The 24,684-nt window shown below is 57.7% G+C and carries 26 protein-coding genes; 22 read left to right on the top strand and 4 right to left on the bottom strand.

What is annotated here, in order from left to right; all coding sequences use genetic code 11:
• Positions 1-19 precede the first annotated feature (19 nt).
• Complete coding sequence (rsfS, locus tag C7445_RS07250) at positions 20-379, top strand: ribosome silencing factor (protein WP_134159410.1); 360 nt, start codon at positions 20-22, stop codon at positions 377-379.
• A 5-nt stretch (positions 380-384) separates the two neighbouring features.
• Positions 385-1,119 (top strand): class I SAM-dependent DNA methyltransferase, encoded by a 735-nt coding sequence (locus C7445_RS07245; RefSeq protein ID WP_134159409.1) that lies wholly within the window; start codon positions 385-387, stop codon positions 1,117-1,119.
• Positions 1,120-1,132: 13 nt separating this feature from the next.
• On the opposite strand, the gene mntR is transcribed toward C7445_RS07245, so the two are convergent.
• A complete protein-coding gene (gene mntR, locus C7445_RS07240; RefSeq protein WP_208320861.1) occupies positions 1,133-1,540 on the bottom strand; it encodes a transcriptional regulator MntR in 408 nt (135 codons plus the stop codon).
• Between the two features lie 295 nt (positions 1,541-1,835).
• Between mntR and C7445_RS07235 the strand changes: the two genes are divergently transcribed.
• The 5 genes from C7445_RS07235 to C7445_RS07215 all read left to right on the top strand — a co-directional run bounded on the left by C7445_RS07235 (position 1,836) and on the right by C7445_RS07215 (position 6,843).
• Entirely contained in the window at positions 1,836-2,537 is a 702-nt protein-coding gene (locus C7445_RS07235; RefSeq protein WP_243835028.1) for a ComEA family DNA-binding protein, read from the top strand.
• Positions 2,538-2,668: 131 nt separating this feature from the next.
• Positions 2,669-4,126 carry a ComEC/Rec2 family competence protein gene (locus C7445_RS07230; RefSeq protein ID WP_166669042.1) on the top strand — a complete coding sequence of 486 codons (1,458 nt, stop codon included), beginning with the start codon at positions 2,669-2,671 and terminating at the stop codon, positions 4,124-4,126.
• A gap of 96 nt (positions 4,127-4,222) precedes the next feature.
• A complete protein-coding gene (locus tag C7445_RS07225; protein WP_243835027.1) occupies positions 4,223-5,404 on the top strand; it encodes an NAD(P)/FAD-dependent oxidoreductase in 1,182 nt (393 codons plus the stop codon).
• 95 nt (positions 5,405-5,499) lie between these two features.
• Positions 5,500-6,519 (top strand): DNA polymerase III subunit delta, encoded by a 1,020-nt coding sequence (gene holA, locus C7445_RS07220; RefSeq protein WP_134159405.1) that lies wholly within the window; start codon positions 5,500-5,502, stop codon positions 6,517-6,519.
• 18 nt (positions 6,520-6,537) lie between these two features.
• Positions 6,538-6,843, top strand: a complete 306-nt coding sequence (locus tag C7445_RS07215; protein WP_134159404.1) for a small, acid-soluble spore protein, alpha/beta type — start codon at positions 6,538-6,540, stop codon at positions 6,841-6,843.
• 30 nt (positions 6,844-6,873) lie between these two features.
• Here the strand turns inward: C7445_RS07215 and rpsT are convergent, their stop codons facing one another.
• Positions 6,874-7,146 carry a 30S ribosomal protein S20 gene (rpsT, locus tag C7445_RS07210; protein WP_134159403.1) on the bottom strand — a complete coding sequence of 91 codons (273 nt, stop codon included), beginning with the start codon at positions 7,144-7,146 and terminating at the stop codon, positions 6,874-6,876.
• Between the two features lie 96 nt (positions 7,147-7,242).
• On the opposite strand from rpsT, the gene gpr reads away from it, so the two are divergent.
• Positions 7,243-8,283 (top strand): GPR endopeptidase, encoded by a 1,041-nt coding sequence (gene gpr, locus C7445_RS07205; protein WP_134159402.1) that lies wholly within the window; start codon positions 7,243-7,245, stop codon positions 8,281-8,283.
• Between the two features lie 38 nt (positions 8,284-8,321).
• Here the strand turns inward: gpr and C7445_RS07200 are convergent, their stop codons facing one another.
• Complete coding sequence (locus tag C7445_RS07200) at positions 8,322-9,056, bottom strand: lytic transglycosylase domain-containing protein (RefSeq protein ID WP_166669041.1); 735 nt, start codon at positions 9,054-9,056, stop codon at positions 8,322-8,324.
• Between the two features lie 184 nt (positions 9,057-9,240).
• On the opposite strand from C7445_RS07200, the gene C7445_RS07195 reads away from it, so the two are divergent.
• From C7445_RS07195 to deoC, 12 genes are all read left to right on the top strand, one after another.
• Positions 9,241-9,663: a hypothetical protein gene (locus tag C7445_RS07195; RefSeq protein WP_134159401.1), complete on the top strand. Its 423-nt coding sequence runs from the start codon at positions 9,241-9,243 to the stop codon at positions 9,661-9,663.
• Between the two features lie 19 nt (positions 9,664-9,682).
• Positions 9,683-10,333, top strand: a complete 651-nt coding sequence (locus tag C7445_RS07190) for a cation diffusion facilitator family transporter (RefSeq protein WP_134159400.1) — start codon at positions 9,683-9,685, stop codon at positions 10,331-10,333.
• A gap of 181 nt (positions 10,334-10,514) precedes the next feature.
• Positions 10,515-12,323 carry a translation elongation factor 4 gene (lepA, locus tag C7445_RS07185; RefSeq protein WP_134159399.1) on the top strand — a complete coding sequence of 603 codons (1,809 nt, stop codon included), beginning with the start codon at positions 10,515-10,517 and terminating at the stop codon, positions 12,321-12,323.
• Positions 12,324-12,328: 5 nt separating this feature from the next.
• Positions 12,329-13,507 (top strand): radical SAM family heme chaperone HemW, encoded by a 1,179-nt coding sequence (hemW, locus tag C7445_RS07180; RefSeq protein ID WP_134159398.1) that lies wholly within the window; start codon positions 12,329-12,331, stop codon positions 13,505-13,507.
• A gap of 81 nt (positions 13,508-13,588) precedes the next feature.
• Positions 13,589-14,623, top strand: coding sequence for a heat-inducible transcriptional repressor HrcA (gene hrcA / locus C7445_RS07175; protein ID WP_134159446.1), 1,035 nt, complete (start codon positions 13,589-13,591; stop codon positions 14,621-14,623).
• 30 nt (positions 14,624-14,653) lie between these two features.
• Positions 14,654-15,271, top strand: a complete 618-nt coding sequence (gene grpE / locus C7445_RS07170; protein WP_134159397.1) for a nucleotide exchange factor GrpE — start codon at positions 14,654-14,656, stop codon at positions 15,269-15,271.
• A gap of 55 nt (positions 15,272-15,326) precedes the next feature.
• Entirely contained in the window at positions 15,327-17,174 is a 1,848-nt protein-coding gene (dnaK, locus tag C7445_RS07165) for a molecular chaperone DnaK (RefSeq protein ID WP_134159396.1), read from the top strand.
• Positions 17,175-17,295: 121 nt separating this feature from the next.
• A complete protein-coding gene (gene dnaJ, locus C7445_RS07160) occupies positions 17,296-18,435 on the top strand; it encodes a molecular chaperone DnaJ (RefSeq protein ID WP_134159395.1) in 1,140 nt (379 codons plus the stop codon).
• Positions 18,436-18,446: 11 nt separating this feature from the next.
• Positions 18,447-19,397 carry a 50S ribosomal protein L11 methyltransferase gene (gene prmA / locus C7445_RS07155; protein WP_134159394.1) on the top strand — a complete coding sequence of 317 codons (951 nt, stop codon included), beginning with the start codon at positions 18,447-18,449 and terminating at the stop codon, positions 19,395-19,397.
• Complete coding sequence (locus C7445_RS07150) at positions 19,397-20,143, top strand: RsmE family RNA methyltransferase (protein ID WP_134159393.1); 747 nt, start codon at positions 19,397-19,399, stop codon at positions 20,141-20,143. The genes prmA and C7445_RS07150 overlap by 1 nt, the downstream gene beginning before the upstream one ends.
• Positions 20,144-20,147: 4 nt before the next feature.
• Complete coding sequence (mtaB, locus tag C7445_RS07145; protein ID WP_134159392.1) at positions 20,148-21,575, top strand: tRNA (N(6)-L-threonylcarbamoyladenosine(37)-C(2))-methylthiotransferase MtaB; 1,428 nt, start codon at positions 20,148-20,150, stop codon at positions 21,573-21,575.
• A complete protein-coding gene (gene deoC, locus C7445_RS07140) occupies positions 21,572-22,849 on the top strand; it encodes a deoxyribose-phosphate aldolase (protein ID WP_134159391.1) in 1,278 nt (425 codons plus the stop codon). Before mtaB ends, deoC begins: the two co-directional genes overlap by 4 nt.
• 2 nt (positions 22,850-22,851) lie before the next feature.
• On the opposite strand, the gene C7445_RS07135 is transcribed toward deoC, so the two are convergent.
• The gene (locus C7445_RS07135) at positions 22,852-23,778 is read right to left on the bottom strand and encodes a Na/Pi cotransporter family protein (RefSeq protein WP_134159390.1); all 927 of its coding nucleotides are present in this window, start codon (positions 23,776-23,778) and stop codon (positions 22,852-22,854) included.
• A gap of 127 nt (positions 23,779-23,905) precedes the next feature.
• Here C7445_RS07135 and rpsU point away from each other — a divergent pair, with 127 nt between their 5' ends.
• Entirely contained in the window at positions 23,906-24,085 is a 180-nt protein-coding gene (gene rpsU, locus C7445_RS07130; protein WP_134159389.1) for a 30S ribosomal protein S21, read from the top strand.
• 27 nt (positions 24,086-24,112) lie between these two features.
• Positions 24,113-24,556, top strand: a complete 444-nt coding sequence (locus tag C7445_RS07125; RefSeq protein WP_134159388.1) for a GatB/YqeY domain-containing protein — start codon at positions 24,113-24,115, stop codon at positions 24,554-24,556.
• Positions 24,557-24,684 lie beyond the last annotated feature (128 nt).

Below are 24,684 nucleotides of genomic sequence, written 5' to 3'. Positions count from 1 at the left end.
TGCTTGAGGAGGCATGTGCATGCAGCAGACAATCGAGCAAGTCGCCCGTCGCGCAGCGACGGCGGCACAGGACAAAAAGGCGACTGACGTTCTCGTTATGAACGTGCAGGCCCTGACACCAATGGCCGACTATTTCGTCATTTGCTCGGCGACGTCGCGGCCTCAGGTGGAAGCGGTGACGCGTGCCATTCGCGACGATTTAGGCGAACTTGGCGTCGCTTGTAAAGGGGTCGAGGGCCTGGAGGAAGCGCGGTGGGTCCTGCTCGATTTTGGGGATGTGGTTGTGCATGTGTTTCGGCCGGAAGAGCGCGAGTTTTATCACATTGAACGGCTTTGGGGCGATGCAGAAGTACTGCCGCTCGAAACGTCGAACGGTTGATCGCTGTGCTGTACGACGCGTTTGCAGATGTCTATGACGCGCTCATGGCGGATGCGCCTTACGCAGAGTGGCAGGCGTTTTTAGAAGACAGGTATTCTCTGCACAGCATCGACATCGCGGATATCGGCTGCGGAACCGGTGTTTTAACGGTCGAATTGGGCCGTCAAGCCCGGTGGTGCATCGGGATCGATCAATCTGAAGCCATGCTGAGTATTGCTCAGGAGCGGGCGATGGCCGCAGGAGCGCGCATTGTCTGGTTGACGCAGGATATCCGCGACTTGCGGCTTCCCCGTCCAGTCGATCTCGCCGTCGCTTCGTGCGATGTGTTGAACTATTTGACTTGCGAAGAAGACTTGCGCCGAGCGTTTCATGCGGTTGCCAATGCATTGCGCAGAGGCGGCGTCTTTGCGTTTGATGTGATCGGCCCGGCTAGGCTACATGTTCTGCAACATGGATACTGGCACCAAGTTGATGACGATGTCGCTCTGCTCCACGAAACGGACGTGCAAGGCGAGTGGATATTGCACGAAGTTGTGGCGTTTGCCCGCGTGCGCGAGGCTGTCGGTGAACCATTGTACCGGCGGATCGAAGAGCGTCATCGCCAACGTTACTTTCCCCTTTCGCAGGTGCAAGAGGCCCTGGCCGCAGCCGGGTTGAAGCTGATTGAGACAGCGGGGGATTTCGGAAGACAATCTGTGGAGGACGCGGATAGAATCGTGTGCGTGGCGGCCCGGCCATAGAGATGATGATGTGTCAGGACTTATCGCCGCCCGCCTGAAACGCGAGAAATGCGGCCAGCGCGTCAGGATTTTCCTGGAAAAAGATAACGAGTGCTTGAAGAGATTCAAGTGTCTTGGGACTGACGTGGTGTTCGATGCCTTCGACGTCCTTCTGCAAAGTCTCCTCTGCAACGCCGAGCATGCGCAGAAACTCGGCCAACATCGCATGCCGTTCCTTCATGAGTCGTCCCATCTTATGGCCACGGGCGGTTAGCACAATGCCCCTGTATTTTTCATAGCTGACGTACTTATTCTCATCCAGTTTCTGTAACATCTTGGTTACGGAGCTGGGCTGTACGGCAAGGGAGTTCGCAATGTCGGACACGCGTGCGTACCCTTTTTCGAGGATCAGTTCATAGATTTTCTCCAAATAGTCTTCCATGCTGGGTGTAAGCAAACAGGATACCTCCAATGCGGTCACCCATGATTCTACACGACAAATCGAAACTCCGGCAAATGGTTTCCTACGCCAGCATATTCGCATGCATTCGCTCTGTTCTTCAAAGTTTGAAGGAATCTAGTGTCCCGGCAACAGGCGAATGAAACCTCCGGCGAGAATGATGATCCATCCATGTAAGAAATGATTTTACGGAGGGATGGATATGCAACATCGCCATCTCTGGCTCGTCGAGCCGGAGCCGCTACACCACACAAACATACATGGTGAGGAGGGGGGCATGGATGTTCGTTTGCGGCCGGTGGGCAGGTGGTGGCGGCTTGTCGCTGTGGTGATGGTCGCGCTGGTCGCTGCAGGCGTCGGTGTCTTCTTTGGACACGGCACGAACTCGGACACAGCGTCGAGCCCTGGCACACAAATGTATGGGACATCCGCAACAGCCCGCGGAGGCGTTGACAACGCGGCAATTGGTGCGGGTGATGAAGAGCCCGGCACGATCGAGGTCGATGTCCACGGCGATGTACGTCATCCTGGGGTCGTCCAGGTTTTGTCGACAGCGCGAGTTGGCGATGCTATCCGCGCGGCGGGGGGCTTTCTTCATGCTGCGGACGCGGCGACGGTGAATGAGGCCGCGTTGCTGTGGGATGGTGAAGAAATCGATGTCCTGTCCAGTGCAACAACAAATGGATCAGGACAAGGCCCATCTCTCTCCCAACAACAAGGGTCTGGGGCATTGCCTTCGTCAACGTCCATGCGAATTGACGTCAATACCGCCGATGCAGCGACTTTAGAAACACTGCCTGGCGTCGGGGCAAAGCGTGCGTCAGAGATCATTGCCTACCGCACGGCGCACGGTCCCTTTGCCGATTTGCAGAGCCTTGGACAGGTACGCGGGATCGGCCCGAAAACCTTGGCGAAATGGAGGAACCTGGTGAGCTTTGGCGGTGGATCGCCAGTGGGTGGAGCCGTGAGCGGCCCTTGAAGCGATCTGTAGCTGCATGTAGCGTTGCATGGTTGTGGATGATGGTGGAATGGTTGTCGTATCGTTGCACCACCTGCCTGCAGGTCATGTTGGTCGCAAGTTGCTCCGCCGGTGTTGGAGGGGCATTTGGGTTGTTTCTTCTATGGCGTCGACGCCAGGTGGGCAACTGGAGGTTTGTGCTGTGTACGTCCGCGGTGGCGTTGGCCGCTTCCGGCTATGGTCTGCTATACGCTCGCATCTGTCCCGGCCGTCCCGCGGCTCAGCCAGGTGAATATACCATGGTCGCAGGCGTGATCCAAAGCGTCACCCAGAAACCAAGGGACACGGAATTGTTGCTAGAGGTAACGAAGGAAGGAGTTCCGCAACATCCTTGTCGTTTTCACATACTTGCGCTGGTTCCGAGCTCTACAGTTTGGCAGGCGGGCCAGTCGGTGCGGGTCGAGGGCATCTATGTTGTGTCGACTGCGAAGAACAAGAGTGCGCTCGACGTGCTCGCTCCACTTTGGCTGTTTCAAGGCAAGGCGTATCCCCTGCAAACGGGGCAAGGCTGGTTTACGAACGCGAGCAACGCAGCGCTCGCGGCGATGCAGCAGACGGTTTCCACTGCGCAGGACGCGAATGCAGCGTTGGCCGCTTCCATCGTCATCGGACGGTCAGCACCCATCGCAAATGCCACGCAATCTGCGTTTTTGGCGGCGGGAGTGGCTCATCTACTCGCTGCAAGTGGCGCCAATGTCGCGTTTGCACTTCGCCTGGCACTGGTTCCATGGCGATTCGCGGTGGGCGGGGCAGGTCGCTGGCAAAAAACAGGACGATGCGTGTATGCACTTGCTGTGATTTGGATTTTCGTCGCGCTGTGCGGTGGTGCACTGTCCATTGTCCGCGCAGCCTTTGCCGCATCGTACGGCATCTTGGCAAACTGGCTGGGAAGGTCGGTCGGCGGGGGCGTCACGCTGACAGCGTCTTGTCTGTTGTTCGCGGTATCCCTGCCTGCAGACATGGCGGAGCCGAGCACCTTGCTGTCCATGTTTGCGACCTTCGCCGTGTGCGAAGCCGCAGACTTGATCGAGACGCCGCACACCCGGACGCAAGATCCCAACTACAAGTGGCAGTGGCGGTCATGCCCTGGCGTGCTCAAACGGCTGTTGCTCATCTTGTTCCACTCCATTGCGACCAGCGTGGTTGTGGACGCGTATCTGTTGCCCATCGTGTGGTGGATGTTCGGCCAATGGACACCGTACAGTGCAATCGCGACGACGGTGTTGGAACCTGTCGCCAGTTTGTTACTGCCACTGACCGTGATTTGGGCGGCCCTCTCGTTGTGCGCCGGTCCATTTGTACAGCATTCTGTCTTGTTCGATCTCGCTCATGCATGCGGCTGTCTGGATACAGATGTCGTATCGTTTGTCACAACGGTGGTGCAGGCCATCGCCCATTGGAAATGGAGTCTCGTTCACATGCCCGCATTACCTTTTCCGGCTGCCTTGGCCTACGTGATCGCGATGGCAGGGTGCAGGCGCCTGCACTTGCCCCACATCGTGAATCGCAGATTGCGCATAGAGAGCCGTGTAAATCGACAAACGATATGATATGATTTTGCGTTGGAAGATGTTCGGTCTTGTCATGTGCCGGATCGGACAATCGGGCAACAGAATTCAAGCACACTGGAACTGGAGAGGACGAGCATGAGCAAAATCGTAATTGTCGGCGCGGGCTATGCAGGAATGATGGCCGCCGCTCATCTGGATCGGGAAGGTATCCCGTTTACCATCGTCAACAACCACGACTATCACTACCTCACCATCCTCCTGCACGAGGCAGCTGGCGGTCGTGATGCTGGTGAAAAGTACGCCATCCCCATCAAGGAAGTTCTGCGCAAAGACACCTCGGAATTGGTTGTTGCAGAAGTGACGGGCATTGACAAGGCGAATCGAGTTGTCAAGACGTCAACGGGGGACATTTCGTACGACTATTTGATCTACAGCTTGGGTTGGGTTTCCGAGTACTTTGGCATCAAGGGATTGAAAGAGTACAGCCTAAGCATCACCAATCTCGATTCGGCAGTCGAAATCCGCAAGCACATCGACAACCAGTTCCACCTTTATACGCAGGACGGCGATGAGCGCCATCTGCGCATCGCTCTCGGCGGCGCCGGTTTGACGGGAATCGAGTTGATGGGTGAGTTGCTCGACTATCTACCGAAGCTGTGCAAGTCGCTCAACATTCCATGGGAAAAGGTCGACCTGCAGTGCATCGAGGCTATGCCGACCATTCTTCCGATGGTCGCAGAGCATCTGCGTCCATTCGTCGTTGAGACGTATACCAAAAAGGGCGGTAAACTGCGCACGAACACCAAAATTAACGAAGTGACCGAGGGCGTCATCCACTTAGATGGCGGCGAAACGGTCGAAGCGGGTACCATCATTTGGACGGGCGGCGTTCGTGCGAACCCATTGTTGTCCGAGTCCGGCTTTACGGTGGATCGCCGTGGTCGTGCGAAAGTCAACGAATTCATGCAGTCGGTCGACGATGAAGTCATTTTCATCGCCGGTGACAGTGCATGGGCTGAAGATGCGAATGGTCGGCCATATCCGCCGACTGCGCAGAACGCTGAACAAATGGGCGCACTGGCTGCGAAAAACATCCTTTTGCGCGAGCGTCGTCGCCCGATGGAGCCGTTCCATCCACGCGATTGGGGCACACTCTGCTCGCTTGGGGCAGAAGTGGGTGTCGGCAGCTTTATGGGCGTACCTATCAAAGGGGTCATGGGCGCACTGGCGAAGGAAGGTAGCAAGGCAAAGTACCTTTGGGAACTTGGCGGTATGCGCCTGGCCGGCAATCGCAGCAAGTACGTGATGAAGCTCTAATTCCTCTGGGCAAAAGCCAACGTTCGGCACTGCCGATTTCAACATGCGTCTCCCTGGGCCAGGTTGTATACTGGTTGCGGGGAGGCGTTTTGCGTTTGGATGTTTTTCAGGCGATGGAAGAGTTGAATGCAAACCGCTTGGCTTCCGTCTACGTGCTGTACGGAAGCGAGATTGGCCTGGTGGATTTGTTTTGCGATCGCGCTGCACGCAGCGGTGGATTCACCAGCGTAGCCAGATTCGATTACGAAGAGGATGGGTTCGAACAGGCGCGCTTGGAATTGGATACGTTGTCATTCTTTTCGGACCAAGCTTTGGTCCACGTGCGCAATTGCACAGCGCTCACCAGTCAGGGCAAATCCGGATCGGACCTAGAAGCGCTCGAAGCATACCTGGAAAATCCTGCACCTGGGCGCGTACTGGTGCTTTCGACGGCAGCGGACAAGCTGGATGAGCGCAAACGTATCACGAAGACAGCAAAGCGACACGTCGTGGTGCAATGCGCGACGCCCAAGGAAGCGGATGCCTTGCGCCATCTCAAAAGCTTTGCCAAAGAACGCGGCATAGAGGCAACTGACGAAGCGATACATGAGCTTTGGCGGCGCGTTGGGGCCATGACGCATGCGTTGAATGAGCTGGAGAAGCTCTCGGTATATGCCTTGGGCAGGCGGATCGAGCGGACAGATGTCGAACAACTTGTGGTCAGGAGCGTGGAGGACAGCGTCTTCGATTGGATCGATCGCGTGGCACAGGGTCAAATTGCTGCCGCATTGACGAATCTGCAGGGACTGGCTCGGCAAGGTTATGATCCGCTGGCATTAATGGCACTTCTGGCGAGACAGATTCGCATGATGGGGCTTGCCAAGTCTTCTGCTGACGGTCGTGTGTCGTTGGATCAACTCGCGAAACGGGCGGGTGTTCACCCGTTTGCCATGCGAGTAGCGGCGAAACAAGCGCAACGCTTCACTTTGCGCGACTTGGAAATGTTGGCGCGGCGGATTGCCGACAGTGAGTACGACGTCAAGCGCGGGCGCAGAGACCCGCAGCAGGCGTTGGAATGCATCCTCATGGAAGCGTCGTTAGCCGCGATTACGAGAAGTTCACCCCGGGTACAGTAACCCAAAGGGGGTGCGTGTATGGAGCAGAACATGGACGGAGGCGCCTCGGTTCGTACCATCGGCAAGGACGGGCAACTGCACGTTGTACCGTACACGGTGCCGGAAAAGCCTTCGGCCGCGAAACTGATTGCCGACAAACTGCATGTTCCCTATCAGGAAGGTGGTGATCATGGCGCCTTGACCGCAGCGCAAGCGGGAACGATTGGTGGGCATTTGGGCGGTCCTATGGTTTCGAAATTGGTCGCGCTGGCCCGCCAGGAATTGGCTCATGGTCATGTGGAAAGGCTGTTACAAACACAAAAAGCGACTCCACCGAGTCGCTGATTGCCGGCCACCAGGCCTTATTTTGTTTGATCAGCCGTTGTTGGCCAATGCGTTCAAACGCTTGGTCAAACGCGACTTTTTACGCGCAGCGGCGTTTTTGTGCAATATGCCTTTGGTAACCGCCTTGTCCAACGCGCGAATGGCAGCACGCAACGTTTCCTGTGCCTGTTCGACGTCTTGCGTCGAATAGGCCGATTCAAACTTGCGGATGCTCGTGCGTAGAGCAGACTTCAAGGATGTATTGCGAAGCGTTTGGCGCTTGGCAACCAAAACCCGTTTTTTCGCGGATTTGATGTTCGGCATCGATGGTTCACCTCCAGTGCACAGAGCCGTCATCATGCAGACGACAGAGAGTGTAACACAGACTGGTCATTGTCGCAACAGATGGGAGGTAAGTCGATGGAGAGGCGGATCGAATCGAAGCGATGGCGGCGAGTCCCGCTCAAAGAACGCCACCTGTCGGTTGCCCACGCAAGCCCTCGGACGGATTTGGCCATGGAAGCGCACGAACTCGCATCCCGGCAAGGTGCGGTAAATGGCGTTGAAGAGGTTCGCGAAGAGCATGAGGGCATTGTCGTCACGCGCGTGCGCGTACGCACACAAGCGGCCCAGCGCCGGCTTGGAAAACGCAAGGGGACGTATATCACACTCGAGGTGCCAGGTTTGCGTCACCGCGATCTCGATTTGCAAGAGCGCGTGACAAGGGTCCTGGCGGATGAACTCAAACAATTGATTAACCTCCCGCCGTCCAGCACCATTTTGGTGATCGGACTTGGCAACGAGCATGTTACCGCTGACGCTTTGGGGCCGATGGTGGTCAATAAATTATTTGTCACGCGCCACTTATTCGAGTACATGCCGCATGTGCTTGGCGACGGTAAGGGATATCGTTCCATCGCCGCCGTGTCGCCAGGCGTGCTTGGTCTTACGGGTATCGAGACAAGCGAGATCGTACGCGGCATCGTCGAACGGGTGCAGCCCGACGCTGTGATTGCGGTCGACGCCTTGGCATCGCGCTCCCTTTCCCGGGTAAATGCGACGATCCAGCTTTCTGACGCTGGTATTCAGCCGGGTGCAGGCGTGGGCAACAACCGTCGCGCGCTCGACAAGGAAACGCTTGGCATCCCGGTGATTGCCATCGGCGTGCCAACGGTCGTTGAAGCAGCTACCATTGCCGGAGACGCGATTGAACTCGTGCTCAACCAATTGCGTGAGCAGGTGCCTGGAAATGCGGCAACGGCCTTGTTTGATCAATTGTCGTCGGTGGAGAAGTGGCATTTGGTGAAAGAAGTGCTTGAGCCTGTGGAAAACAACTTGGTGGTCACGCCTAAAGAGGTCGATGACTTTATGGAAAATGTGGCGTACATTGTCGCAAAAGGATTGAACGTGGCATTGCATCCCGCGATGACCTTTGAAGATGCGGATCTTGTAACACATTGACCAATTGGCCGCCCATCTGGTTGGGCGGCCCTTTTCGCTTACGTGGACTGAGTCAAACCGCTTTTCGCGAGTATGCTTTGTACATATTGTTGTGTCTCTGGATATGGCGGGATCCCGCCATAGGCCTTCACGGCGTTTGGCCCCGCATTATAGGCGGCGAGCGCAAGCGGTACGCTGCCTCCAAACTCTTGCATCAATTGCGCCAAATAACGCGTGCCGCCATCGATGTTCTGCGCGGGATCGTACGGATTGTTCACGCCGAGCGCGGCGGCTGTCGCCGGCATCAGCTGCATCAAACCGATGGCTCCAGCGTCTGAGACGGCATTCGCGTTGCCGCCGGATTCCTGTGCGATCACGGCTTGCACAAGTGCTGCGGGCACGCCGTAGGCATTGGCTGCTTGTTCGACGAGCGATGAGACGTCGCCACTACTGTTGGTGGCGCTGGGTGGAGCGATCTGGCTATCAGCCGGTGCTTCAACAGCGTCGGCTGTTTCTAGATTGCCCATTACTGTCCCAGTGTAGTTTGGCAGTGCCGAGAGCAAGACGCTGCTGTCCGCCGGAAACATTGTATCCGCGCCGAAGATGGAATCTCCACTTGCGGTCGGATTGACGTCGGGTAACGCTTCGTTCGATAGGAGTTCCATCCACTCGGCCTCGAGCAAAAGCGCAAACGCCGCGGTTGCCGCACTCGTGTTTGCCGTACCGGAGTTCGATGGCCCGTAAGCCCCGTTGACCGAAATAAGCTTGCTATTCTGCGAAATCGAATTGTCCATGCAAAAATCCCTCACTGATGGCAAAGGTCGGTTGGACCAACCCTATCTTGAGCAATTCGTTCTTGCTACAAGGTTTCCTGCTTGCAAACCTACCTGTCTACCGATTTTTTGTGAACGGTGATAATTCTCTGCATTTGGGCATAGGCTGAGGATAGAAGCGAGAAGGAAAGGGATGTATGCGCAGATGAACTTTTCATGGCAGCACGCGCAGAGAAGATGCAAACAAATCGCCGCAGTCGTCATCTTTGTGTCGCTTTTGCTCGGCGCCAGTGGTATGGCGTTTACCATCGTTTCGACGGTCATGTCCCATCTTGGTACAAGCACCGTCTCCGTTGCGCCCGTCGCACAGGCTCCAGAGACGGCCAATAGTGTGGCGCCCGAAGGCGTGACGACGTATCAACCGCCCGTCTTGGAATACAACAATTTTACCAATGCGCCCGCAACGGCAGAGTCGAATGCGACGGCACCGGATCCGCAAGACGCTTCCAACAGCGCCCTGGCGGCGGCTATGGACACCGGCGGCGTATATGTTGGCGAGCGGATTACACACGTCTTTGGCTCGATGCTCAAAGGTGTGCTCAATACGTTGTTCCTAAATACAAACTGAGCAAAGTGTGGAGGGCATCATGGAGTCGATGCGCGAAAAGCGCCTGCGGGGCGCACTTGAGCTCGAGTTGCTGTCAGTCGGTTGGATTATGACCGAGTCCATTCTTTCGGCGATTGCGGCATATCGCGTAGGCAGCCTATCGCTATCGGCGTTCAGCGTAGATAGCGCGGTTGAACTGGTGAGTGGCATGTTGCTGGTTGCGCGCCTGTTCATTGAAATCCAGTCGGGTGTGCAAATGAGTGCCAAGCACGCGGTCGAGCGTTGGACGAGTGGCTTTATCGCTGTCTGCCTGTTTGTGTTGGCAGGTTATATTGCGGTGAAGTCCGGACAGGCTCTACGCCTGCGCGAGGGGCCGGAACTGTCGATATTAGGGTTGGCCGTTGCCGCCGCAAGCAGTGTCGTTACGCCTTGGTTGGCTGTGCAGAAATTGCGGTATGGGCGTGAACTCGACAGTCCATCGCTGGTTGGCGATGCGATGTGCTCGTTTACGTGTGCTTATATGTCGTGGACGCTGCTCGCCGGTCTGGCGTTGAATGACGTGTTTCATTGGTGGTGGGTGGACGCTCTGGCGGCGACCGGTATCCTATACTTCGTGTTACACGAGGGTTTTGAGGCATTCGCGTCGTTTACCTCGGGAGAAGGGCATACGCACGCCCACCACAACCACTGATCCGAATGTGGCGGGCACATCACCCGAGTGCTATAATCTAGGGCAAGCCGCGCATTAGGCGCGGTTTATTTGTGTCAAAAACGGAACGTGACCTGCTTGCGCGGACCACGTCCTTGCAGATTGGATAGAGTTGAAGACAGCTCTGGCGGCCCCATGGTTCCGTCAGAGAGGAGGATGAACGGTGTCTACGGCGGATCGGCAATCGCGTATTCGCAACTTTTCCATCATCGCACATATTGACCACGGCAAGTCGACGCTTGCCGATAGGATCCTGCAACTGACCGGGGCGGTCAGCGAGCGGGAGATGCAGGACCAATTGCTCGATCAAATGGATTTGGAGCGCGAACGCGGCATCACCATCAAGCTGCAAGCGGTACGCCTGGCGTACCGTGCGAAAGACGGCAACGAGTACGAATTGAACTTGATCGACACGCCTGGTCACGTCGATTTCACGTACGAGGTGTCAAGATCGCTGGCCGCGTGCGAAGGTGCCCTGCTCGTGGTCGATGCGGCGCAGGGCATCGAGGCGCAGACCTTGGCAAACGTCTACCTGGCGTTGGATAACGATCTCGAAATTCTGCCGGTCATCAATAAGATCGACCTGCCGAGCGCCGAACCCGAACGCGTGCGTGCAGAAATCGAGGATGTGATCGGTTTGGATGCGAGCGAAGCGGTCTTGGCGTCTGCCAAGGCGGGCATCGGCATCGAGGACATTCTCGAGCAGGTAGTGGCCAAGATCCCGGCGCCACAGGGCGATCCGGCTGCGCCGCTGCAGGCGCTCATCTTCGATTCACACTATGACGCGTATCGCGGCGTGATCGTGTACATGCGCGTGTTTAACGGCACGGTGAAGAAAGGCATGCGCGTGCGTATGATGGCGACGGGCAAGGAATTTGAAGTGGATGAGGTCGGTGTGTTCAAGCCGCGGATGACCCCTGTCGACGAGTTGTCTGCTGGCGATGTCGGGTATTTGGCGGCGAGCATCAAGAACGTCCGCGACACGCGCGTCGGGGATACGGTGACGGATGCTGACCATCCGACCCCTGAGCCGCTGCCGGGGTATCGCAAGACGAACCCGATGGTGTTTTGTGGACTGTATCCGGTCGATTCCGCCGATTATCAGGATCTGCGTGAGGCGTTGGAAAAGTTGGAACTCAACGACGCGGCACTCAGTTATGAGCCAGAGACATCAAGTGCTCTGGGATTCGGCTTTCGTTGTGGCTTTCTGGGCATGTTGCACATGGAGATCGTGCAGGAGCGGCTCGAGCGCGAATATGGGTTGACCTTGATCACGACGGCGCCAAGCGTTGTCTATCACGTATATCGCACGGATGGCACCATGCAGACAGTCGACAATCCGAGTGAAATGCCGAATCCGGACCGGATCGAGCGCATTGAGGAACCATACGTTCGGGCTTCGATCTTTGTGCCAAAGGACTATGTCGGCAGTGTGATGGAACTGTGCCAAGAGAAGCGCGGACAATTCCACGATATGCAGTACCTCGACGAGACGCGGACGACCATCGTATACGATCTCCCGCTCTCGGAAATCGTCTATGACTTTTTTGATCGGCTCAAATCCTCGACCAAGGGTTACGCGTCGTTCGACTATGAGTTGGTTGGCTACCGCGAGTCCAAGCTGGTTAAGATGGACATCCTGCTCAATGGCGAAGTGGTGGATGCCCTGTCTTTCATCGTGCATCGGGACAAGGCGTACGATCGCGGACGCGTGCTGTGTGAGAAGTTGAAGGAACTCATCCCGCGACAGATGTTCGAGGTGCCGATTCAGGCGGCCATCGGCAATCGCGTGATCGCCCGCGAGACGATCCGCGCCATGCGGAAGAATGTCTTGGCCAAGTGCTATGGCGGTGACATTTCGCGCAAACGCAAGCTGCTCGAAAAGCAGAAAGAAGGTAAAAAGAGAATGAAACAGGTCGGCAGTGTCGAGGTCCCTCAGGAAGCGTTTATGGCCGTCTTAAAAATGGAGTGATCACGATGGCCGATTGGGTAGATCGGGAGGCCGGGGCTTTGCCCAGGTCTTTGTACGTACACATCCCGTTTTGCAAGAGTCGGTGTTTTTACTGCGATTTCAATACGTATGTGGCACCTGAGCGCGTGATGGAAGAGTATGTGGAGGGCCTGGCTCGAGAGTGGGAGATGGTTGCTCATGCAGGCGTCCCCCCCTTGCAAACGGTGTTTTTTGGCGGCGGAACGCCGACGCTCTTGGCTGATCCGCTGCTGGCGCGCATGCTGCAATCGCTGCATGCGCATTTTTCATTGGACGCCGGCGCCGAAGTGACGTTCGAGGCCAACCCCGACTCCATTACGCCAGACAAGTTGCGCGTATTGCGCGAGTACGGTGTCAACCGCATCTCCTTTGGCGCACAGACGTTTCGCGATCACCTGCTGATGGCCATCGGCCGCGCTCACGACAGCGACGCCATCTTCGCCGCGATCGATGCAGCGTTCGCCGCAGGCTTTCGCCACATCAACGTCGATTTGATGTTTGGCTTGCCGGAACAGACCATGGAAGATGTCGAAGACAGTCTCATGCGCGTATTGGCTTTGCCGGTCGATCACGTATCCGCTTATTGGCTCAAGGTGGAGCCGGGAACGCCGTTCGCCAAGTGGCAGGCGCTTGACCAGCTCCCATTGCCGGGTGAGGACGAGGAGGCGGATATGTACGATCTCGTTCGCCAAACCCTGACGCAGCATGGCTTTCGTCATTATGAGATCAGCAACTTTGCAAAACCTGGTGGAGAAGCCCGTCACAATCTCGTGTACTGGCGGAATCAGGCCTATCTCGCGGCGGGTGCGGGGGCACATGGCTACGTGCGGGGCGTCCGGCATGAAAATCTGCGCAAGATCCGGGATTACCTTCACGCGATCGCGACAGGTAGGCGCCCCTTTGCGGGGGAGACCGCCATCTCGGTTCCTGAGCGCATGGAAGATCAGGTGATGCTCGGGCTTCGGCTGGCGGAAGGCGTATCGGCGCTTGGCTTTCGGGAGCGCTTCGGTATGTCTCTCGAGGAAGCTTTCGGAGAGGTGTGGAATGGCCTGATCACGCAAGGTTTGGTCGTCGAAGTCGAAGGCGCGTATCGGATTCCCGAGGCCTATTGGCCAGTTGCCAACGCCATTTTCGAGAAGTGCATCGGAGCCGTTGCAGTCGATTGACAACGGGCGTTGGCGTTGCTATTGTCAAGGAGAGCAGTTTAGCACTCGCGGAGTTGGAGTGCTAACAAGGAGGCGAGAATGATGTTAACGCCCCGCCAACAGTTGATTTTGTCTGCGGTGATTGAGGATTACGTGCGTATGGCCGAACCTGTCGGCTCGCGGGCGCTCGCCAAACACGAGGATATTCAATTCAGCCCAGCGACGATTCGAAACGAGATGGCGGACTTGGAGGAGATGGGCTACCTGACGCAGCCGCACACCTCATCGGGCCGCATTCCGTCGCAAAAAGGCTATCGGTTCTACGTCGATAACCTATTGCGCCAGAGTCAAGTCGATCGCGACGCTGGGATCTATCTCAAGGACTTTTTTACGAAGCGGATTGACGAAGTGGAACAGGTCGTGCGCGAGATATCGACCGTCTTATCTTCGCTGACGAAGCAGACCGCGATTGTGCTGGGGCCCAATATGTATACCGAAAAGGTGCGCAAAATTGAACTCATCCCCATCGGCCCGGGTCGCGCGGTCGCCATTCTTGTGACGGACACCGGCCATGTGGAGAACGTGCATGTCCACTTTTCGGAGGACATTCGCGTCGAAGACGTCGAGGCTATCGTGAACGTTCTGAACGATAAACTGGTCGGCGTGCCCATTTCGAAACTGCGCAGCAACCTGTATGCGGAGCTGGCCGAAGAGTTGGCGAGAACGGTGGAACGGTTTGAAGACGCGTTGGCGGTTCTCAGCGAGGTCTGCCAGGTGACGGATCGGGAAGAGACGGTGTACATCGGAGGCACGGCAAACGTCCTCAGCCAGCCCGAGTTTCACGATGTCGAAAAGGCGCAGTCGATTCTCAGTCTCTTGGAGCAAGGCGGCGCCGTAACGACCTGGTTTCCGAAGGACGAACGTGGACTCACCGTGCGCATTGGCGCGGAGAACAGTGTGGGTGCATTGCAGGACTGCACCGTCATGACGACGACGTATAGTTTGTACGGACACCCCGTGGGCCATATTGGTGTGTTAGGGCCCACGCGCATGGACTACAACCGCATCATGCAAATCCTTCAATATACGTCGGCGGCGTTGACCGAGTTTTTGACGCGTTGGAGCACAGGCAACTGATGCCGCGTCGGCGGGATACTCGAAGAAAGGATGTTCCAGGTGACGGGAGATTCGACGAAACAACCAGATGCGGAACGAATGGCAGACGACGCACAAACGACTGTACATGAACAACAGAGGGAAGCCACCGCAGGTGCTGCCGAGGTTGACACTTTGGAACTCGCCGAAGAGGACATTTCCTTTGACGGCGATGAGGCGGCCGACAGCACGGCTGATCCAAGGGATGCGCAGATTGAAGAATTGACACAGCAGCTCTTGCGCACGCGCGCGGACTTTGATAACTTTCGACGCCGCACGCGCCAAGAGCGCGAGGAATTGACGCAATTTGCGACCAAGAAGCTGCTTGGCGATTTGCTGCCGGTCATCGACAATTTTGATCGCGCGATGGCCGCGCTCGATCAGGTGGACGAGCCGCAACTGAAAACCGGTATTGAAATGGTCCATCGGCAGTTGCAGCAACTGCTTGCGCAATACGGCGTCGAGGCGATGGCGGCGGAAGGCGCCGCGTTCGATCCGGTTCTGCACGAGGCGGTTATGCAGGAATCGGTCGCGGGTACAGAGCCAGGTGTCGTGCTGCAGGTTTTGCAAACAGGGTACACGATTCACGGCAAAGTGCTGCGGCCTGCGATGGTCAAGGTCAGCGTCTAACATGTATTGGCTCACCGAAACAACGTCTGTGTGACACGATGGAGGAGGATAACCGATGGCAAAAGTCATTGGCATCGATCTGGGTACAACGAACTCTTGTGTAGCGGTGATGGAAGGCGGCGAACCGGTCGTCATCCCGAACGCGGAAGGCAACCGCACGACGCCGTCAGTTGTCGCTTTTAGCCGCGATGGCGAGCGCTTGGTCGGCGATGTCGCGAAACGTCAGGCGATTACGAATCCGGATCGAACCATCATTTCAATCAAGCGGCACATGGGTACAAGCCATAAAGTACAAATCGACGACAAATCGTACACGCCGCCGGAAATTTCGGCGATGATCTTGCAGAAGTTGAAGGCGGACGCGGAAGCCTATCTTGGCGAGACGGTCAGCCAGGCGGTGATCACGGTTCCCGCCTACTTCAGCGATAGTCAGCGCCAAGCGACCAAGGATGCGGGACGTATTGCCGGGTTGGAAGTGCTTCGCATCGTCAATGAGCCCACAGCCGCCGCGCTGGCGTATGGCGTCGACAAGGAAGACGACCAGACCATTCTCGTCTTCGACCTCGGTGGCGGTACGTTCGACGTCTCCATTCTGGAACTGGGCGATGGCGTGTTCGAGGTCAAGGCGACCAGCGGCAACAACCACCTCGGCGGCGACGACTTTGACAATCGGATCATGCAGTACTTAATTGACACGTTCCGCAAGGATACAGGCATCGATCTCAGCAACGACAAAATGGCGATGCAGCGTCTCAAGGATGCGGCGGAAAAAGCGAAAAAGGAATTGTCGTCGACCTTGACGACGACCATATCGCTGCCATTCATCTCGGCTGACGCAACGGGGCCCAAACACCTCGAGGTCAATCTGACGCGGGCGAAGTTTGAGGAGCTCTCCGCCGATTTGATCGAAGCGACGCTGGGTCCAACTCGCCAAGCCCTGTCCGACGCCGGGCTGACGGCCAACGATATTGACAAGGTCATTTTGGTCGGCGGATCGACCCGCATTCCGGCTGTACAAGAGGCTATTAAGAAGTTGATTGGCAAGGAACCGTCTAAAGGCGTCAATCCGGATGAAGTCGTCGCCGTTGGGGCAGCGATTCAAGCAGGTGTGTTGACGGGCGAAGTGAAAGACATTGTGTTGCTCGACGTCACCCCGTTGTCACTCGGTATCGAGACGATGGGCGGTGTCTTTACGCGACTGATCGATCGCAATACGACGATCCCGACTTCGAAGAGCCAGATCTTCTCGACGGCTGCTGACAACCAAACGTCTGTCGAGATTCACGTGTTGCAGGGCGAGCGTGAGATGGCTGCCGACAACAAGACGCTGGGGCGCTTCACGCTCAGTGACATCCCGCCGGCACCGCGCGGCGTGCCGCAAATTGAGGTGACGTTCGATATCGACGCCAACGGCATCGTCAACGTCTCGGCAAAAGACCTGGGTACCGGTAAGTCGCAGCGGATCACCATCACGGCGTCCAGCGGCCTGTCCAAGGAAGAAGTCGACCGCATGATGAAAGAGGCGCAAATGCATGCCGAAGAGGATAAGAAGCGCCGTGAACAGGTCGAGATTCGCAACCAAGCGGACCAACTGCTTTATCAAACCGACAAGGCATTGAAAGACCTCGGCGACAAGGCGGATGCGGCCCTGAAGAGCGAGGCGGAGGAAAAGCAGAAGGAGTTGCGCGCCGCGCTTGAGGGTACCGATGCAGAGGCCATCAAGCAGAAGTCACAGGCGTTGACCGAGGTTCTGCACAAACTCTCGACAAAACTTTATGAACAGGCTGCTCAGTCGGCACAAGGCGGTGCGGCAACCGAAGCGAACGCCGAAGCTGGCGCGCAGAACGGGTCCGATCACGTAGTCGACGCTGACTTCACAGAAGTCGATAAGGATCAGAAGTAAGTCGGATCAGCACGGCTTGACGTTTGACGGCTATCGTTGATATATGTGTCTGATGGCAGGGTGACGACGCCCTGCCGTCGTTGTAAGATGAACAAAGGAACTCTGCTTTGGAGGGATACCGGTGAGCAAGCGAGATTATTATGAAGTTCTCGGTGTCAGCCGGTCCGCCACGCAAGATGAAATCAAGAAGGCGTATCGAAAGCTGGCGCGACAGTATCACCCAGACGTCAATAAGGACGATCCAAACGCCCAGCAGAAGTTTGCGGAGATCGCGGAAGCGTATGACGTCCTCTCTGATTCCGCGAAGCGCGCTCGCTATGATCAATTCGGCCACCAGGATCCGACGCAGGGCTTTGGCGGCGCAGGTGGGCCGGGTGCAGGCTTCGGCGACTTCGACTTCGGCGGGTTCGGGGACATTTTCGATATGTTTTTCGGCGGCGCGGGCGGACGGCCACGCGGGCCGCAGCGCGGACAGGACCTCGAATATGATTTGGAAATTGAATTTGAAGAGGCTGCGTTTGGCGCGGAGAAAGAGATTCAGATTCCCCGCACGGAGACGTGTTCGACCTGCGGCGGCAGCGGGGCGCGCCCAGGAACGCATCCTAAGACGTGTTCTGTATGCCATGGCACAGGCGAACAACAGACGGTTACGAACACGCCGTTCGGCCGCATGGTTAACCGCCGGGTGTGTCAGGCTTGTCACGGCCGCGGCCAGATGATCGACGATCCGTGTCCGGATTGCCGCGGGCAAGGTCGGCGGCGCGTGCGCCGCACGGTTCAGGTCAAGGTGCCTCCTGGCGTGGACAATGGCACTCGCCTCAGGATGCCGGGTGCCGGCGAGTCGAGCCCAAGTGGCGGGCAGCCCGGAGACTTGTTCATTGTGATGCATGTGCGGCCGCATGAATTGTTCGAGCGTGAAGGTACCAACATCTACCTGGATGTCCCGCTGTCGTTTGTGCAGGCCGCGCTCGGCGACGAGATCGACGTGCCGACGCTCGACGGCTCCGTCAAGCTGCGAATTCCCGAAGGCACGCAGTCGGGAACCTCGTTCCGGTTGCGCGGCAAAGGCATTCCCAAGCTCGGTTCACCGGTCGCCCGCGGCGATCAACACGTGCGCGTGCAGGTCATGACGCCCACGAATTTGACGGATCGGCAGAAAGAACTCTTTCGTGAGCTCGGCAAAGAACTTGGCGTGCAAACGCACGAACAGGCGAGATCATTTATGGAACGGATGAAAGACGCGTTTCTCGGAAACGCGTGAGGAGGCTTGGCATGCACTGGTGGCACGTGCAGTTTCGAGTGGCGCACGAGGCGTCTGACGCGATAGCTGCATTACTTCAGGATTTTCCGGACGTTCAAGGCGTTCAACTCGAAGGCATTGGCGAACACGAGCAGCCTCACCCCGAATATGGCGAGTGGTTTGACGAGATGATCGTGCCCACACCTGATGTCGCGGTGGCGGTCTACTTTCCCGAGGCGTACGATCCGGCTGCACTGCGCGAGCGCATCCAGGGTGTGATTGATCGCGTTGCCGCCGCAGGTGTACACGTGGGAGACGGACCTATCGACATTCGCATCGACGCAATCGACGACAGCGTCTGGCTCAACGCCTGGAAGGAGCATTACGCACCCATCCCAGTCGGCGAATCACTGGTCATCGTGCCGGTATGGCATGTCGATCAATTGACGGGCGATCTCGCTCGCCGCGAGCGGATCGTCATCGAGCCTGGCATGGCGTTTGGCACAGGCACGCACCAGACGACGCAAATGTGCACGGGTGCCCTGGCTGACATTGTCACTCCGGGTGCCAAGGTGCTTGACGTAGGTACAGGAACGGGTGTGCTTGCCATCGCCGCCGCGCGGCTTGGCGCGGACAGTGTCACGGCTATCGATATCGATCCGGTCGCGGTGCGGGCAGCTCGCGAAAACGTTGCCCGTAATGACCTGTCGGATCGCATCCACGTGGCGGAGGGCAACTTGCTCGCAGGTTTTGCCGAAGGGGCGGAGTTTGATATCGCGATCGCGAACATCTTGCGCGACATCGTGATTTTGCTGGTGCCGCAAGTGGCTTCGCGCATGCAAGCCGGTGGGCGCTTTTTGACGTCCGGCTACATTGACACACAGGCGCCTGCCGTGGAAGCCGCTCTGCAAAACTCGGGCTTCGCCGTTGAGAGACGGTATCAGCGCGACGATTGGGTGGCGCTTTTGGCGGTGAAGTTATAATGTTGCCGCGCATCTTTGTCGAGGGACAGGGTGAAACGGGAATGATGCTGCGCATCGGCGGCGACGATGGCCGCCATTTTGCCCGAGTTTTGCGCGTGCGTCCCGGAGAGAGGCTGGTCGTCGCGATGGACGACGGACCATGGCTCGGGGAAATCGCGGCTGTGGAGCAGGCGGACGTGGTCGTTTCCTTACACGGTCGTCATCTTGCGTCAGAGCCTGCCGCGCAGTTTGTGTTGGTGCAAGGCATGGCCAAGGGAGATAAGATGGAGTCGATCCTGCAGAAGTGCACAGAGATCGGCGCCATCTCTTTTGTTGTTTACCAAGCAGAGCGGTCTGTAGCGCGCATTGACGGCAAGGTGGAGGCAAAGCTCGAGCGCTGGCGGAAAATCATTCGCGAGGCGGCGATGCAGGCCCAGCGCGATTGTGTACCGGATTTGACGTACGTCAAATCATTGTCCGATCTCGCTCGCTTGCTACAAGGTAAGGGCGTCACCCAAACCTTGCTGCTCGATGAGATGGAGCAAGCGCAGGGGTTGCGTTCCGCACTGCAGATGGTTGCTACCGACGGCGCCAGAGCACTGTTGGTTGGGCCGGAGGGCGGCTGGGCCGACGCCGAGCGGGATGCGTTTATGCGTTTGCCGGGAGCTTGTGCGGTGACGTTGGGACGGCGCATTCTGCGTACGGAAACGGCGGGTATGGCCGCACTCGCGGCGGCTTTGATGCATTTTGGCGACATGGGAGGTTGATCAAATGCCAACGGTCGCGTTTCACACACTCGGATGCAAAGTGAATTTTTACGATACAGAAGGCATCTGGCAGGTGTTTAAGCACCGCGGCTATGAACAGGTGCCCTTTGAGGAAAAGGCGGACGTGTATGTGGTCAATACGTGCACGGTCACACATACGGGCGACAAGAAAAGCCGCCAGGTGATTCGCCGCGCGGTACGGACCAATCCCGATGCGGTGGTCGTCGTCACCGGCTGTTACGCGCAGGTGGCGCCAGATGAAGTGGCCCGGATCGCGGGGGTCGATTTGGTTATTGGCAATGACCAGAAGTCCAAAATTGTCGATCACGTCGAGCGCGTGCAAAGGGAACAGCATCCGTACCAGAGTGTCGGCAACATCATGAAGGCGGACGCCTTTGAGGAACTGGACGTCCCGTATTTTGAAGAGCGCTCGCGTGCAAATCTGAAAATCCAGGACGGTTGCAACAATTTTTGTACGTTTTGTATCATCCCGCGGGCACGCGGCCTGATTCGCAGCCGCAAGCCGGAAAACGTCATCGCACAGGCGACCAAGCTGGCGCAGGCAGGATATCGCGAAATCGTCTTAACCGGAATTCATACGGGTGGTTACGGCACGGACTTTGAAGGGTACAGGTTGGCAGATCTGCTGGCCGACTTGGAGCGTATCGAACTGCCGTTTCGCATTCGTATCAGTTCGATTGAGGCGAGCGAGATCGACGATCACGTCATCGATGTGCTTGGCCGCTCGCAAAAAGTGGTGAATCATTTGCATATTCCGTTGCAAGCTGGCAGCGACGCTGTGCTGCGCCGCATGCACCGCCATTATACTGTCGCCGAATATGCGGCAAAGCTCGAACAACTGCGCAGAGCATTACCCGATCTCGCCATCACCAGCGACGTCATCGTTGGATTTCCGGGCGAGACCGACGACGACTTCGAGAACACTTACGCCTTCGTCGAGGAGCAGTGCTTCTCACAGATCCACGTCTTTCCATATTCACAGCGGCGGGGGACAGCGGCGGCAAAGTTTGGCGATCAGGTTGCGGAAGACGTGAAACACGGCCGCGTGACACGCATGATCGAACTGTCCGAGCGCCTCGCAGAGGCGTATGCAAGTCGGTTTGTCGGGCGCCATCTCGACGTCATCGCAGAGTCTCCGGTGATTTCGGCAGACGAAGAGACGCGGCGGGCGTTTGCGGCACATCCGGAGAAAGGGCGCATGCTCGTCGGCTATGCCGGGAACTACCTGCGCGTGGCGTTTCGCGCACCAGAGGGCATGCCCCTCGAATCGCTGGTGGGCGAACTGATTCGTGTGCGCGTCGCGGAAACGGGCTCGGGTGTGCAACAAGGGCACTTCGTCGAGCAACTGACGTCTGCGGACGACGAGCATCATGCCACAACGGCGAGTGTAAACGGGAGGTTGACATCGTGAGCGAGCGGATCGAGCGGGCTGCAGGCGGATTGGTCGTTCGGCAGGGAAGGCAAGGCCGCGAGGTATTGATGATTGACGATGCGTACGGCAAGGTTGCCTTTCCGAAAGGCCATCTGGAGCCTGGTGAGACGTGGGAAGAGGCAGCGGTTCGTGAAATCTTCGAGGAGACTGGCGTGCGAGCGCGCATCATTGGCGATATTGGGCGGATTGAGTACCGGATTGAGCGCAATGGCAGCCCGGTGCGCAAACAGGTTCGCCTCTACCTGCTAGAGGCCGAGGGCGACGACTCGCCCGTGCACCAAGTTGAAGAAGTGAATGCCGCTTACTTCTTGCCATGGGATGAGGCAAAGACGCGTCACGACGAACGCGGATATGCCAATTGGAGTTTCGCCTTTGCCAAGGCCGAGGCGGTGTTGCACTGGCGAGATGGCGGCTTTGAGGAGAAGTTCCGAAAGCTGCCGCTCGCCGCACCGATGTCCGACGTGGATGCGGTGTTTGCCAAGGCGCGACCAACGCTTGCCCAACTTGTGGCGGCCTGCCGCGACGAATTGCGGCATACGTTGCCGCAAGTGCAAGGGTTCCCCGCCGGCGAGGTTTCTCTGCCTCGCCCAGAGCCTGACGGTGAAGCTGTGCGAACTGCCATCGAAAGCACGTTGTTGCGTCCGGAGGCCAGCGAGATCGACGTGCAAAATCTGTGCGCGGAAGCGATCCGCCGCAAATGGCCAACCGTGTGTGTCTCCCCACGCCATGTGGCGCTGGCAAAGCGGTTCATCGGCCATGAGGCGGTGCGCGTGTGCACGGTGATCGGTTTTCCGCACGGCACATCGACCCAAGGCGCCCTGCGCTTTGAGGTGGCTGACGCGGTGGCGAGCGGTGCTGTCGAGATCGACATGGTTGGACCTGTTGGGGCGCTTGTCGAGGGGGATCTCGCGACTTGGTATGAGGCAGTTCGCGCCGTGGTTGACACGGCGCGCCAGTTCGCGGCGCCTCCGGTCGTCAAGGTCATTCTCGAGACGAGCGCGCTTCCCATCGACGCGGTCATCAAAGGCGCTATGGTCGCTGTCGCGGCGGGTGTGGACTTCGTCAAGACATCGACAGGGTTTCACGCGGGTGGCGCTTTGGTCGCAGATGTCGCGGCGATGACGATGGCGGTCGGAGGCCGGGCCGGTGTGAAGGCTTCTGCCGGCATTCGCACCCCCGAAGCGGCGAAGTTGTTGTTGCGCTTCGGGGCAGATCGGCTCGGCACGTCCGCAGCGGGGAAATTGTTGCCGTAACTTCAGTCCGCAGGCAACAGCCTTTCGACGAGCGCCGCAAACTGGCGCGTGAACGGCCAGACGATGAGCGTGCACAACAGGTTGAATGCCGTATTTGCATTGGCGATCTCTTGTGCAGGATCTTTGGCGGTCATCGTCATTAGGTGCGTGAACGGTTGCAGCAATGGGACAAACGCGAGGACACCAAACACGTTGAGTAGCACGTGGGCCAAGGCGACCTGTTGTGCCGGGCGAATGGTGCCGATGGCGGCGATGATAGATGTCAAGCACGTGCCGATATTGGCGCCAAGCGCGATCGCGATGCCGCCGGTGACGGGGATCAGCCCGTCACCGGCAAGGGCCATGGCGATGAGCGTGGTCGCGGTCGAAGACTGAACCATGGCGCTCAGGCCGCATCCGATGGCAAGGGCCAACAGCGGCCGGGTGCCGGCGTGGAGCAGTGCGGCATGAAACCAGGCGCTCGCCGCCAGGGGCGCCAGGGATGTTTTTAACGCCTGCAGTGAAATGAAGATGCAGGCGAAGCCGACGAGGCCCTCACCGAGGCGTAGGAGCTTCGGTTTGCGCGTGCATGCCAGGATGATACCGGCGATGAGTGCAGGCAATACGATGCCCCAAAGATTGAGATTTAGCAATTGCGGCGTGATGGTCGATCCGACGTTGGCGCCAAGGACGACGGCGAGGCCGCTCGGGAATGTAATGCTGCCGGCGGCGACGAGGCCGACGGCGATCGCGGTCAGGGCCGCGCTGCTTTGCAGTATCGCCGTGGCGACGGCGCCCGTGATGATGCCCCGCGAGGGCGTCGCCACAAGCCGCTGCAGCCATTTTGTCAGGGCGCCTTGAGCAAGGCCCGTCAGGCCGCTGCGCATGACGCGCAGTCCACCCAGAAAGGCGACGATGGAGAGTATCGTCGCGATAGTATGAGTCCACATGGCTATCTCTCCTGTTCTAGGACAACCGTATGCGGACACGAGTGGGGCCATGCTTTCGTTTGACGAGCTTTTTTTCGCTGTACTATAATTACGATTGTCTGATGCATCGCTGGAGGGAGGGAATTCGATGTCTGAAATTCGTCTGCGCAAGAACGAGTCGCTCGACAGCGCCCTGCGCCGCTTTAAGAAGGCGACGGCTCGCGACGGCGTCTTGGCTGAAGCGCGCAAGCGCGCTCACTACGAGAAGCCGAGCGTCGCACGCAAGAAAAAGGCCGAGGCTGCTCGCAAAAAGCGCCGCAGCTTCTGATCATTCGGATGGCCAGGAGGACGTTCCATGGGGTTACTTGATCGTCTCAATGACGATTTGAAGCAGGCCATGAAAGAGAAGCAAAAGGTGCGGCTTTCCGTCATTCGTATGGTCAAGTCCGCGGTGAAGAACCGGGAGATCGAACTCGGGCATCCGCTCTCCGACGATGACGTCGTTGGCGTCATTCAGAAGGAGGTTAAGCAGCGCAAAGATTCCCTCCAGGCGTTCCAGGATGCGAATCGAACGGATTTGGCTGAGACGGCGGAAGAGGAGATAGCTATTCTCGAATCGTATCTGCCAGAGCCTTTCAGCGAAGATGAGTTGCGCGCATTGGCGTCAGAGGTCGTCGAGCGCGTGGGCGCATCGTCCAAGTCCGACATGGGCAAAGTGATGGCTGAACTGATGCCGATGGTACGGGGCCGCGCCGATGGTCGGCTTGTGCAACAGGTGGTTCAGAGTTTGCTCGCGTGATCGGACACTCGGTTGTTTGCCTGTACAAAAATGAAACAGACGTGAGAGATCGCTCGAATGGCGGGTATCTGCCGTTCGGGCGATTGTTTTTTTTCGTTGGCGTCCAGTGGTGGACGAAGCTCGCACAT

Origin of the sequence: Alicyclobacillus sacchari, assembly GCF_004366795.1 — a bacterium.
In the GTDB taxonomy this organism is placed as follows: domain Bacteria; phylum Bacillota; class Bacilli; order Alicyclobacillales; family Alicyclobacillaceae; genus Alicyclobacillus; species Alicyclobacillus sacchari.
The sequence above is the reverse complement of the archived record's forward strand: the minus strand, read 5'-3'. Positions and strand labels throughout refer to the sequence as shown.

What these genes read in the sequence shown, in the direction of transcription:
- prmA (WP_134159394.1), top strand. Translation starts at nt 18,447, where the DNA reads ATGCACTGGTGGCACGTGCAGTTTCGAGTGGCGCACGAGGCGTCTGAC.
- C7445_RS07235 (WP_243835028.1), top strand. Translation starts at nt 1,836, where the DNA reads ATGGATGTTCGTTTGCGGCCGGTGGGCAGGTGGTGGCGGCTTGTCGCT.
- C7445_RS07190 (WP_134159400.1), top strand. Translation starts at nt 9,683, where the DNA reads ATGGAGTCGATGCGCGAAAAGCGCCTGCGGGGCGCACTTGAGCTCGAG.
- mntR (WP_208320861.1), bottom strand. Translation starts at nt 1,540, where the DNA reads ATGGAAGACTATTTGGAGAAAATCTATGAACTGATCCTCGAAAAAGGG.
- rsfS (WP_134159410.1), top strand. Translation starts at nt 20, where the DNA reads ATGCAGCAGACAATCGAGCAAGTCGCCCGTCGCGCAGCGACGGCGGCA.
- grpE (WP_134159397.1), top strand. Translation starts at nt 14,654, where the DNA reads ATGTTCCAGGTGACGGGAGATTCGACGAAACAACCAGATGCGGAACGA.
- C7445_RS07215 (WP_134159404.1), top strand. Translation starts at nt 6,538, where the DNA reads ATGGAGCAGAACATGGACGGAGGCGCCTCGGTTCGTACCATCGGCAAG.
- rpsU (WP_134159389.1), top strand. Translation starts at nt 23,906, where the DNA reads ATGTCTGAAATTCGTCTGCGCAAGAACGAGTCGCTCGACAGCGCCCTG.
- C7445_RS07135 (WP_134159390.1), bottom strand. Translation starts at nt 23,778, where the DNA reads ATGTGGACTCATACTATCGCGACGATACTCTCCATCGTCGCCTTTCTG.
- C7445_RS07195 (WP_134159401.1), top strand. Translation starts at nt 9,241, where the DNA reads ATGAACTTTTCATGGCAGCACGCGCAGAGAAGATGCAAACAAATCGCC.
- gpr (WP_134159402.1), top strand. Translation starts at nt 7,243, where the DNA reads ATGGAGAGGCGGATCGAATCGAAGCGATGGCGGCGAGTCCCGCTCAAA.
- dnaK (WP_134159396.1), top strand. Translation starts at nt 15,327, where the DNA reads ATGGCAAAAGTCATTGGCATCGATCTGGGTACAACGAACTCTTGTGTA.
- C7445_RS07125 (WP_134159388.1), top strand. Translation starts at nt 24,113, where the DNA reads ATGGGGTTACTTGATCGTCTCAATGACGATTTGAAGCAGGCCATGAAA.
- C7445_RS07200 (WP_166669041.1), bottom strand. Translation starts at nt 9,056, where the DNA reads ATGGACAATTCGATTTCGCAGAATAGCAAGCTTATTTCGGTCAACGGG.
- mtaB (WP_134159392.1), top strand. Translation starts at nt 20,148, where the DNA reads ATGCCAACGGTCGCGTTTCACACACTCGGATGCAAAGTGAATTTTTAC.
- rpsT (WP_134159403.1), bottom strand. Translation starts at nt 7,146, where the DNA reads ATGCCGAACATCAAATCCGCGAAAAAACGGGTTTTGGTTGCCAAGCGC.
- hemW (WP_134159398.1), top strand. Translation starts at nt 12,329, where the DNA reads ATGGCCGATTGGGTAGATCGGGAGGCCGGGGCTTTGCCCAGGTCTTTG.
- C7445_RS07225 (WP_243835027.1), top strand. Translation starts at nt 4,223, where the DNA reads ATGAGCAAAATCGTAATTGTCGGCGCGGGCTATGCAGGAATGATGGCC.
- C7445_RS07150 (WP_134159393.1), top strand. Translation starts at nt 19,397, where the DNA reads ATGTTGCCGCGCATCTTTGTCGAGGGACAGGGTGAAACGGGAATGATG.
- hrcA (WP_134159446.1), top strand. Translation starts at nt 13,589, where the DNA reads ATGTTAACGCCCCGCCAACAGTTGATTTTGTCTGCGGTGATTGAGGAT.